The 10,468-nt window shown below is 74.2% G+C and carries 7 protein-coding genes; 2 read left to right on the forward strand and 5 right to left on the reverse strand.

Annotated elements, in window-relative coordinates:
* Positions 1–65: 65 nt before the first annotated feature.
* Both ACFVX6_RS39595 and ACFVX6_RS39600 read right to left on the reverse strand, forming a co-directional pair.
* Positions 66–1,550 (reverse strand): cellulose binding domain-containing protein, encoded by a 1,485-nt coding sequence (locus tag ACFVX6_RS39595; protein WP_389699435.1) that lies wholly within the window; start codon positions 1,548–1,550, stop codon positions 66–68.
* A complete protein-coding gene (locus ACFVX6_RS39600) occupies positions 1,547–3,151 on the reverse strand; it encodes a beta-N-acetylhexosaminidase (protein WP_389699436.1) in 1,605 nt (534 codons plus the stop codon). The genes ACFVX6_RS39595 and ACFVX6_RS39600 overlap by 4 nt, the downstream gene beginning before the upstream one ends.
* Before the next feature lie 231 nt (positions 3,152–3,382).
* Between ACFVX6_RS39600 and ACFVX6_RS39605 the strand changes: the two genes are divergently transcribed.
* On the forward strand, positions 3,383–4,228 hold the full coding sequence (locus tag ACFVX6_RS39605; protein ID WP_389699437.1) for a GntR family transcriptional regulator: 846 nt from the start codon (positions 3,383–3,385) through the stop codon (positions 4,226–4,228).
* A 33-nt stretch (positions 4,229–4,261) separates the two neighbouring features.
* On the opposite strand, the gene ACFVX6_RS39610 is transcribed toward ACFVX6_RS39605, so the two are convergent.
* The 3 genes from ACFVX6_RS39610 to ACFVX6_RS39620 all read right to left on the reverse strand — a co-directional run bounded on the left by ACFVX6_RS39610 (position 4,262) and on the right by ACFVX6_RS39620 (position 8,604).
* Complete coding sequence (locus ACFVX6_RS39610) at positions 4,262–5,839, reverse strand: M12 family metallo-peptidase (RefSeq protein ID WP_389699438.1); 1,578 nt, start codon at positions 5,837–5,839, stop codon at positions 4,262–4,264.
* A gap of 165 nt (positions 5,840–6,004) precedes the next feature.
* The gene (locus tag ACFVX6_RS39615) at positions 6,005–6,847 is read right to left on the reverse strand and encodes a GntR family transcriptional regulator (RefSeq protein ID WP_389699439.1); all 843 of its coding nucleotides are present in this window, start codon (positions 6,845–6,847) and stop codon (positions 6,005–6,007) included.
* Between the two features lie 125 nt (positions 6,848–6,972).
* Positions 6,973–8,604 (reverse strand): IucA/IucC family protein, encoded by a 1,632-nt coding sequence (locus tag ACFVX6_RS39620; protein WP_389699441.1) that lies wholly within the window; start codon positions 8,602–8,604, stop codon positions 6,973–6,975.
* Positions 8,605–8,722: 118 nt separating this feature from the next.
* Between ACFVX6_RS39620 and ACFVX6_RS39625 the strand changes: the two genes are divergently transcribed.
* Positions 8,723–10,363, forward strand: coding sequence for an IucA/IucC family protein (locus ACFVX6_RS39625; protein ID WP_389699440.1), 1,641 nt, complete (start codon positions 8,723–8,725; stop codon positions 10,361–10,363).
* Positions 10,364–10,468 lie beyond the last annotated feature (105 nt).

A 10,468-nucleotide genomic window follows, 5' to 3' on the forward strand; every position in this document is an offset into this window, starting at 1 on the left:
TGCTGGGGGGCGCTGGGGCGGGCGCCCCGCGGCCCGGCCCACCCGCGGCGTTCGCGTTGGCCGGATCAGCCGTTGGGGACGGTGTCCACGAAGGCCGTGCCCGCGGTGCGGTAGCCGCCGACCTTGGCGGCAACCTGGGCCGGGGTGAGGAGCTGGTCCTTGACGTGCAGGACGTAGTCGACCTTCTGGTCGTAGGCGCGCGGGGTCGAACCCGACTGCCCGTTGAGGTCGATCAGCCACTGGTTGAAGTTGATCGACATGCCCCGCTCGGGCAGGTACTTGGCGTCGTGCGTGCCGAAGACCTGGCCGTCGACGTAGTAGGTGATGGCGTTGTTGTCGATGGTGAGCACCAGGTCGTGCCAGCCCGCGTAGCTCATCCGGGACTCGGTGTGCTGGTTGACGGCCTCCCACGGGTCGGGGCGGTACGTCTCCCAGGACGTGGTGTAGAGGATGTTCGACGGCTCGCCCCAGCCGCCGTTGGGCAGGTACTCGAAGTCGTACTCGGCGTAGTCGTCGGCCATCGGGGCCTTGAGGTCGTTGATGGGGAAGAAGGTCTGCACGAGGTGGTCCCCGTCCGGGCCGTACTTCGGGGCGTCGGAGAACTTCACCCGCGCCGCGTACGTGCCGTTCTTGAACTTCATCGCCTTGGTGAGGATCTCGGTGTGCTTGGTGCTCTCGCCGGTGCCGGCCGTCGAGGTCTCCAAGTTCATGATGGTGTTGCCGCTCTCGGCCGCGAAGGTGACGCTCGAAGGTGCCCAGGTGGCGCCCGGGACCCCGGGGCCGCCCGCGTTGGAGCGCACGCTCCAGCCGTGGGCCCCTATCGCCGGGTCGGAGGAGGTGGTGTACGTGAAATCGTCGAAGAGGGTGGCTCCGGCCGGCCCCGGGTCGGTCGGGGTGGGCGTGGGGTCGGTCGGGGTCGGCGTGGGCGTCGGGTCGGGGACGTTGCCCCCGGGCACGGTGCCCCAGACGGTGCCGGTGCCCAGCTTGGCGGTCACCTTGTCCCAGTCGGCGTACGCCGTGCGGGATCCGTCGAAGGAGTAGTCGTCGGACTGGCGCAGCGTCTGCCAGTCGGCGCGGTAGAAGCGCAACTGCATGTCGCCGGTGTCGGCTCCCGGGGCGAGGCTGCCGGCGCCGCCGGTGAAGGCGATCTCCAGGTAGCGGTCGGCGGTGGCCGTCGGGGTGGCCATGGTGTGGAAGGTGCCGGTGATGTTGGCGCAGCCCTTGACCGCCCACGAACAGGCGTACCGGTACTGGGTGTCGGGGCCGTCGGCCTTGAAGTAGTAGCGGAAGGAGACCTGGCTCAGGGCGACGCCGGCGGAGCCGTTGTTGACCACCTTGAACCAGGGCTCCGCCTGGTCGGCGGTGGCCCCGGTCGCGCTGGTGCGGTACTGGACCTTGACGGAGTCGGCCGCGGCGTTGGCGGGCAGGGCCGTCAGCGCGGCCGAGACCAGACCGGCGGTCAGGGCGATGGCCAGGGCCACGGCCGTACGGCGCTTGCGGACGGGGGTGTGGCTCGGGGCGTGGGTCGGGGTGTGGCTCGGGGTGCTCATACTGCGTTCCTCTCGGGGTGGGGGGAGGGAAGGGGTCGACCGCGCACGCCGAGGGCGGCGAGCCGGGTCTGGTGGTGGCCTTGGCGGCGCAGGAAGTCCGGCCAGTCGCGGTGCGCCGACCAGGCGGTGTCGGCCAGGGCGCACAGCCGCGGGAAGGCCAGGTATTCGAGCTCGGCCGGGGTGCGCGCGTATTCGGTCCACAGCTGCGCCTGGGTGCCGATGACGCGGCGCGCGGCCTCGGGCTCCCAGTGCGCGGGGGCGGGCTCGTTGTCGTAGACGCCGCGCAGGTCGAGCACGCCGCCGTTCTGGCCGCGCGGTTCGCCGGGGTCGGCGGACTGGGGGTAGTCGAGGTAGGTGGAGCGGTACGGGGTCATGATCACGTCGTGGCCGCGCAGTGCGGCGGCCCGCCCGTGGTCCGCGTCGAGCCAGGCCAGGGCCGTGAAGGGGGCGGGGAGTTCCGTACCGGTCCCGGTCCAGCCGAGCGGGCGGCGGCCGAGCCCGGCCAGGTGCGCCGCGACCTCGCCGAGGAACCAGCCGTGGAGGGCGCCCGGGCCGGCCAGCCCCTCGGCGGCGATCCGGGCACGGGCTGCCGGGGAGCGTTCCCATTCCGCGCGGGGGCATTCGTCGCCGCCGAGGTGCACGTAGGGCCCGGGGAACACGTCCGCGACCTCGTCCAGCACACTCCGGCAGAAGTCGAGGACGGCGTCGTGGACCCCGAAGACGTTCTCGCAGACGCCCCAGCGGGTCCACGTTTCCAGCCGGACGCCGGGCCGGTTGCCGAGTTCGGGGTAGGCGGCGAGGGCGGCGCGGGCGTGGCCGGGCATCTCGATCTCGGGAACGACGGTGACCCCGCGCCGGGCCGCGTAGGCGACGAGCCCGGTCAGTTCCTCGTGGGTGTAGGCGCCCTCGTGCGGGATCCCGTCCCCCTCGCTCTCGGCGCGGCGGCCGCCGATCTCGGTGAGCCGGGGGTAGGCCGCGACCGGCATCCGCCAGCCCTGGTCGTCGGTGAGGTGGAGGTGCAGGACGTTGAGCTTGTGCAGCGCGAGCAGGTCCACGAAGCGGCGTACGTAGGCCACGGGCTGGAAGTGACGGGCCACGTCCAGCAGGGCTCCGCGCCAGGCGAAGCGCGGCCGGTCGATGATCCGTACGCAGGGCAGCGACCAGCCGGCGGCGGGCGTACGGGGCTGCGCACCACCGGCGGCCGGTACCCCGGCGGCCAGCGCCTCGGGGGGCAGCAGCTGGCGCAGGGTCTGGACCCCGTGGAGCAGCCCCTCGGGGCGGGAGGCGCGCAGCAGGACGGAGTCGGGGCGGACGGTGAGGACGTACCCCTCGGCGCCGAGCGGCTCCTCGCCGAGGCCCCCGGGGGCCGGGTCCCCGGGGGTCAGGAGGAAGGTGATCCGCCCGTCGGGGTCCGGGGCCAGCGGCAACCCGGTGGCGGGGGTGAGCAGTTCGCGCAGCAGGCCGGCCGCCGCCTCGGCGCCGGGGCCGGTGCGCAGCCCGGTGCGGTGGTCCAGGGTGAAGCGGCCGGGCAGGGCGGTGACCGAGTCGGGGCGCGGGACGAGCCCGAGGTCGGGATGGAGGGAAGCGGCGGCGGCGGTCACGGTCTCTGAGATTCCTCACCTGGCTGTTCCGTCAACTCATCCAGGGAGGAGTGGAGTTGACCAACTGACCAATTGGTTAGCTGAGTGGCTAGAAGGTGACACGACCCGAGTGCGCCGTCAACCCCGTACGGGCCGATGAATTTCACCGGACTCCTCGCGCCGCAGCCTCCCCGAGTGGTTAGATGCACATGACCAGTTGGACAGGTGAGCAGAGAGAAATGGGGGCGGGCCATGACGAAGGACGCAACCGACTCGTCAGGATCCGTACTCAAGCGCGAACGGGTCCGCGAGCACCTGCTGGGGCTCATCGACATCCGGCGGCCGGGCGACGCGATCCCCTCCGAGCGCACCCTGTGCGCCTCTCTGGAGGTCTCCCGTCCCACCCTGCGCGCGGCGGTGGACGAGCTCGTGGCCACGGGACTGCTCGTACGCGAGCACGGCCGCGGGATGTTCGTCGCGCCCGCCAAGATCACCCAGGAACTGGCCGCCGACGAGGCGGCCTTCGCGATGCGGCAGGCGGCCGGCCACTGGTCCAGCCGGATCCTGGAGCACTCCACCGTCCAGGCGGGCGCCCGGATCGGCCGCCGCCTGCGCATCTCCCCCGGCGCGAGCCTGCTCTACATCGCCCGGCTGCGGCTGGTGGACGGGGCTCCGATGGCCATCGAGCACCTGCACATCCCGGCCGATCTGGTGCCGGCCCTGACCCCGGCGGAGCTGGAGGCCGGGGACCTCTACGAGCACCTGCGCGATCACCACGGCGTGTACGTGCACGAGGCGCAGCAGTCCATCGAGCCGACGGTGGTGAACGAGGGGGAGGCGGGCCTGCTGGACGTCCCGCTGCTCTCCCCCGCCCTGCTCATCGAGCGGCTCACCACCGACTCCACCGGCCGGCCCGTCGAGTACGTGCACTCCGTGTACCGGGGCGACCGCTACCGGATCGTCTCCCGCCTGGCCCTGGGGGTGTCCCCGGGGGCGGGCCGGCCGGGAGGCCACCACCCGGGGATCCCGCCCGGCGACCTCGGCCGCCGGGCGGTCATCACCTCCACCACCACCGGGGACGTGCACACGAGCACGTGACCGTCCTGCACGTGACCGTCCTGCACGGGGCGGTCACGTGCGAACGAAGACCGCCTTGAGGTCGTGGGCCTTGTCCATCGTCACGTTGACCTGGTTCGCGGTGATCGCGTAGCGCTGCCCGTCCAGCTCCCACGCGGCGATCCGGTACCCGCGCGGCGGGGTTGCGGTCACCTTGATCGAGGTCCCCGGCCGGTACGGGCCCCAGGTGTCGGGGCGCAGCCCCTCGCCCAGGGTCAGGGCGTGGCTCCGGCGGAGCTGCGCGGGGGCGCGGTAGCCGGCGACGATCGGGGTGGTGATCCGGGCGACGGCCGCGTTGTTGTTGTAGGCGTCGCCGAGCGGCTGGCCGTCCCAGGTGTTCTCGGTGTTCGAGTACTGGTTGACGGCCGTGCAGGGCCCGCCGCAGGCCGAGGAGTAGGCCATCAGCGTGTGGTGGCGACGGTCGGGGGTGACGTAGCCGGTGCTGTAGGGGGTGGTCAGGTAGGGGCGGTAGTCGGCGCCGCCCGCCTGCTCGTCCAGGGTGGTGCGGTCGTGCCACAGCCCGAGGTTGTGGCCCACCTCGTGGCCGAAGTTGTACCAGAGCGCCACGGTCCGGTAGTCGACGACCGAGTACGCCTGGTCGTCGGTCTTCTCGCTCGGCGGCTGCGGGAGGTTGCCCTGCCCGCTGCTCGTTCCGTTCGGGACCTCGATCATCAGGGAGACCAGGTCGGCGCCGTACTGCTCGCGCAGCGCGGCGGCCGGGGCGCCCAGCCGGGGCTCCCTCGGGTTGGAGAGCAGGCCGTGGACGACCGGCGCGGTCTCCTGGTCCGCCGGGGCGTGGTAGTTCGCCTTGTAGGTGGCCACGATGTCCACGCTCGCCTTGATGTTGCTGTCGGCGAAGGCGTGGTTGATGCTCGTCTCGGCGAAGGCGATCCGCGCGAGCATCGCCTCCTCGCCCCCCATCCCCCACTCGGCGCGCGGGGTGTATCCGACGACCATGTCGATGACGACCGGTCCCGCGGAGGCGGCGCGGTTCATCAACTGCCTGCGCGCCTCCGCGATGACCGCGGGGTCGGGGTTCTCGTACTGCGGATCCGCGTCGTCCTGTGGGGGCTTGACGTGGAGGTCGGGGTCCTCCTCCGTGATCAGCAGCCGGCCCGGTTCGTTGCGGGGCTGCGCGATGCGGTACGCCCTCGCACCCAGGTCGAAGAGGGCGTCCACACCGACGGTGACCGGTGTGGCTCCGGGGTCGCAGACTCCGGTGGTCGACAGCACCACCCGGCGGTGCACCCCGGGCTCGACCGGGTGCCCGTCGACCTTGACGACCTCACCGCTCCATTTGACGGCGCCCCCGGCGGGGTCCCGCTCCACGCCGGACTCCACCACCTCGAGGGAGGTGTCGGAGAACGGCCTGAAGGTGTGCCTGCGCGGCGTACCGAAGGGCTGGTCCGTGCACAGCCAGCGGTAGTCGGCCAGGTCGAGGTCGATGGTGTGGCTGCGCAGGACGTGGCCGGGCGGCGGGGGCCCTGCCGTCGGGTGCGCGGGCGCGGCGGCCAGGGCGGGCGGCAGGCCGAGGGCGGTGGCGGAGAGGGCGGCGAGCAGCCCGGTGGCCAGGCCGAGACGAGAGATGATCATGCGCGTACGAACGCACGTCCGCACAGGCCGGGTCCACGCCGACACCCGCTCCCGCCGCCGCATCACCCGGCCACCCCGCCCGGCCTCACCCTGACGGGCCCGGCCCGGCCCGGTCCGACCCCCGACCGGACCTGCCTGCCACGCCCGCCGCGCCCGTTACGCCCGTTACGTCACCCGGAAGCCGATGGCGGCCGCGGACCGGTCGAAGGTCAGCCGGTCCCAGGTGGGGAAGGCGAGATCGGTGACGGCGAGCAGCAGGCCGGCGGCGTCGTGCAGGGTGCGGCGCACGGTGAGCCCGCCGGCCGGGGTGGCGGCCTGGGGCGAGTTGGTCCGGGTCATGGTGATGGTCTCGGCGACCCGTCCGGCCCGCGCGGCACCCTCCAGCCAGTGGTGCAGGGGACCCAGGTCCTCGTCCCGGACGCCCGCCACCAGGCGGTCCCGGTAGCGGGACAGTTCGGGGGTCCGCAGGACGGTGCGGGGACAGAGGTACGTCACCGCGTGCCGCCGGGTCTGGCCCGTCGGGCCGCTTTCGCGGTGGTGGTGGACCAGGGTCTGCTCCCCGCCCCGCATGCCGAGCTGCTCGGCGAGCGCCGGAGCCAGGGTGACGAGGGTGAGCCACGCCTGGGCGGGGCCCCCGGACGGCGTCGGCGTGGCCGCCGGAGCGGGGGCGGCTTCGGCCGCCGGCACGGAGGCGGAAGCCGCGACCCGGGCGGAGCCCGGGGCCGTATGGCCGGCCGGGAACGCCGACGGGGGCCGCTGCGCCGGCACCGGGAACGCCGGGCGGGTGCCGCGCCGGCCGGTGACGACGAGGCCGTCCTGCCTCAGGTGCTGGAGGGCGGCCCGGATGGTCTGCCGGTTGACCTCGTAGCGGGCGGCGAGGGTGCGCTCGGAGGGCAGCCGGGCGCCGGGGGTGAGTGCGGTGAGGTCGATCTCGCGCCGCAACGCTGCGGCGATCCGCTGGTACTTGGGCATGGCGGCCGGGCCGCCGCCCCGCGAAGGGGAGGGCATGGCTTCTCCTCTGACGGGAGGTCAAGGACTGCGCGGTCTGCTCGACCAACGTAGCATTGGTCTATACCTGTCGGTGAGGGGGGATCCGGTATCCGGACCCTGATTGGCCGGAACCGCACGCTCCCTCAGGGCCGCAGCGGGTTGGGAAGCGGCAGGTAGCGGGAGTCGGCACCGTCCGCGCGGGTCCAGCGCAGCAGCAGGTTGGTCTTGGCCGGGAGGCTCGGGGCGGCCAGCAGCGCAGCGACCTCGGGCAGGTCGTGGGCGGCGCCGAAGCGCCGGAACTCCGCACGGGCGGCGGGCCACAGCTCCCCGGCCGCCTCCGGGTGGCTCTCCGCGACCGCGGCCGCCACCTCGGTCAGGTGGTTGACCACCAGGCAGTAGACGAGGCGCTGCCAGGCGGCGTCCCGGTCCAGGTCGGGGAGGAGTTTGACGCCCTCCGCGTCCCGGAAGAGGGCCTGCGCGGGCACGCCTTGGGCGTCGACGGCCACCAGGGTGTTCTGGAGGTGCGCTTCGAGGACCACGCCGTGCCGGGCGAAGAGGTGCAGCACGGGCGGCACCACCTGGCGCAGGTACGCCCGCCACCACGCGGCAGGGTCGGCCGTTCCCGCCAGCGGGCTGCCCGGGTACCCCTCCGCCAGCGCGGCCGCCAGCAAGGGGGTGACGCCGGGCTCCGCGTGCGCCGCGAGGCCGTCACGGACGAGTACGGCGAGCTCCTCGAAGGCGAAGGCGGCCGTCCGGTACCCCCGGTCGGGCAGCCAGGCCGCGACCGATCCGGACCGGCGCAGTTCCGCGAAGCCTGCCTCGACCGCCGCGTCCGTGCGGCGCAGTTTCAGCAGGTCGTGCCGCCACAGTCGGCGCACGTCGTTGGTGATCCGCACGTCGAGGCTGAACTTCACGAACAGATCGCCGGCCGCGCCGCTCCCCGGGCCGTTCCCCGCGCCGCCGGGCACGTACAGGGTCCGGATCGAGGCCGTCGGCCAGACCGGCACCCGCCCGGTGCCCAGCGACAGCAGCCTCCCGTCCGCGAGGGCCTCGCGGACGGCGGGCCTGCCCGCGACCAGGTCGAGCTGCCAGGGGTGGGCGGGCAGCAGCCGGTAGCCGGCCGGCGGGCGCGGCCCGCCCAGCGCCTCCGCGAGCGAGTCGACCGCATCGGCCGCGGCCGGCCCGCCCTCCTCCACCACCTGGTCCTCGCGCACGCCCAGGAAGGCCAGCGGAAAGCGGGCGTACGCCTCGGGGGCGTACGGCAGCCAGCCGTTGGCCGGCCCGCCGCCCCGGGCCTTGGGGGCCGGGTGGTGGGGGTGCCCCATGACCAGGGACTGTTCGGACCGGACGTACGGGTCCGCCGGCGGCGGCGTGGCCGCGCGGGCGGCCAGCAGGGCGGCGATGGTCTCGCGGCTGTCGGCGATCTCGACGGGGAGCTCGTCGTTGGACACCCCGGTGTACTGGCGCAGCTCGTCGGAGACGAGTTTGACCAGCTCGGTGTGGGACAGCGGATGCCAGCCGGCCCCGGTCCCCAACTCGGGCCGCTCGGGCCTGCGCCCGGCACGCACCCGCACCAGCCGCCCGCTGCCCGACAGCCGGTACGCGCGCCAGCCGTCCCCCGCGGAACCTGCGCATCCCCCTGCTCCCCCGGCCCCGGCGAGCGGGACCGGTTCGGCGGCCTCCCGCAGGAGGCAGTTCAGGAGCGGGGCCGCAGCATGGGTGTCGGCGGCGTTGTCGGCGGCGTTGTCGGCGGCGTTGAGGTCCACGGATTCCATTCGGTCCATCCGGAGCGCCGGAGGTGCGCGGGGCGTACCACCGGCCGTGATCTTCAGTATCCGCGATGATGAAGTGATCATCACGTCATCCGAGAGGACCGGGGCCCTGGATCCCAGCATGCACCTCCCCGCCACCGCGGCCGAAGAGACCGTAGCCGCCGAGCTGGCCGGACTGTCCGAAACCGCACCCGCCGGACCGGTCGGCCCGATCGGCGCACGCCCCGACGGCCTCGGGTCCGCGTACGCCGCCGCCCTCCCCGGCGCGCGCGGTGCCGTGCTCACCCGGCTGTGGCGGGCGTTCGCCTTTGAGCCGCTGCCGTGGATCACCCACCGGGAGCGGGGTTCCGGCGTGCTCGCGCTCCGGCTCGCCTCGGGCTCCCGGCTCGAGGGCCCCCTCCCCGACCCGTACGCGACGACCTTCTCCGCGGTCCGCGCGAGCGCGCCCCCCGTGACCGAGCTCCTGCTCGACGGCCGCCCCTACCGGCGGGCCTCCCTGCTGGTGGCGGCGCTCGGGCTGCCGTACGGGGAGGAGTTCGCCGCCGAGCTCGACGACAGCACGGCCTCCCTCGCCCTGTCCCGGGCCGGCCAGCCGGCCGGCCCGGACGCCGAGGACCTCGCCGCCTGGGAGTGGGAACAGCGGGTGGTGGACGGCCATCCGTACCATCCCAACTGCCGCTCCCGCCCCGGTTTCACCGTGGCCGAGCAGCTCGCGTACGCACCCGAGCACCGGCCCGTGGTCACCCTCGGGCTGGCCGTCGTACGGGCCGGGGAGTGCCGGGTGACCGGGGAGTGGCCGGACCGGTGGCGGGAGGCCGGGCGGATCCTCGTACCGGTCCATCCCTGGCAGGCCGAGCACGTGGTGAAGCAGGGGGACCCGAGGGAGAAGGGGAAGGCGAAGGGGCCGGGGAACGGGCACGGATACGGGCACGAGCTCCGGCCCGGGCCCGCCGCGCACCCGTTGATGGCCCTGCGCACCCTTTCCTCCGCCGACGGCGGCCCGCACATCAAGACCGCCCTCAGCGCCCGCCTCACCTCCTCCGTGCGGGACATCTCCGTCTACTCCGTCGAGACGGCCGCCGCGGTCTCCGCCTTCGCCCAGAGCCTGTCGGAGCGGCTCGACGGCCGCCTGCACATCACCCGCACCCTGGGCGCCGTCACCGCCGGCACCCCGGACCTGGCCGCCGTGCTCCGCGAGCCGCCCGAGGCGTACGCGGACCGGGGCGCGGGCGAGCGCGTCCTGCCCGTGGCCGCCCTGGCGCTGACCCCGTACGCGCGCTCCGACGCCTGGCGGGCCGGTTTCGCCCGCCTCGCACTGTCGGTGTGCCTGCGCGTCCTGGATCTCGGGGTGGCCCTGGAGGCACACGGCCAGAACCTGATGGTCGTCCTGTCCGCCGACGGCACCCCGCAGCGGCTCGTGTACCGCGACCTCGCCGACATCCGGATCAGCCCGGCCCGCCTCGCCCGGCACGGTCTGGCGGCGCCGGCGCTGTCGGGGCGGCTGATCACCGACGACGTGACCCTGCTGCGCCGCAAGCTCTTCGGTTCGCTGGTGGCGGGGGCGCTCGGCTCCACGGCCGGTTCGGCCGCCGCGCTCGCGGCCGATCTGGCGGCGGCCGCACCCGGGCTGCCGTCCACCGCGGACACCCGGGCGCTGCTGACCGGGCCGCTGCCGACCAAGGCGCTGACGCTGATGCGGCTGAGCCCGGGGGTGCCGGGCGATCAGTGGGCCGAGCTGGACAATCCGCTGACCGGGGGCTAGGCCGCCTCTTTCAGATCTTGCCGGTCAGGCCCGCGTCGTCCGGTGCCGTGCCTCGGCGCGCTGCCGGGGCTCCTGCGTACTGGACGTACTCGGGAGCCTCGGCAG

Source organism: Streptomyces sp. NPDC058289 (assembly GCF_042880975.1).
Classification (GTDB): domain Bacteria; phylum Actinomycetota; class Actinomycetes; order Streptomycetales; family Streptomycetaceae; genus Streptomyces; species Streptomyces stoeckheimensis.

Coding starts and splice junctions, on each gene's coding strand:
- ACFVX6_RS39595 (WP_389699435.1), bottom strand. CDS start 1,550: ATGAGCACCCCGAGCCACACCCCGACCCACGCCCCGAGCCACACCCCC.
- ACFVX6_RS39605 (WP_389699437.1), top strand. CDS start 3,383: ATGACGAAGGACGCAACCGACTCGTCAGGATCCGTACTCAAGCGCGAA.
- ACFVX6_RS39610 (WP_389699438.1), bottom strand. CDS start 5,839: ATGATCATCTCTCGTCTCGGCCTGGCCACCGGGCTGCTCGCCGCCCTC.
- ACFVX6_RS39615 (WP_389699439.1), bottom strand. CDS start 6,847: ATGCCCTCCCCTTCGCGGGGCGGCGGCCCGGCCGCCATGCCCAAGTAC.
- ACFVX6_RS39620 (WP_389699441.1), bottom strand. CDS start 8,604: ATGGAATCCGTGGACCTCAACGCCGCCGACAACGCCGCCGACAACGCC.
- ACFVX6_RS39625 (WP_389699440.1), top strand. CDS start 8,723: ATGCACCTCCCCGCCACCGCGGCCGAAGAGACCGTAGCCGCCGAGCTG.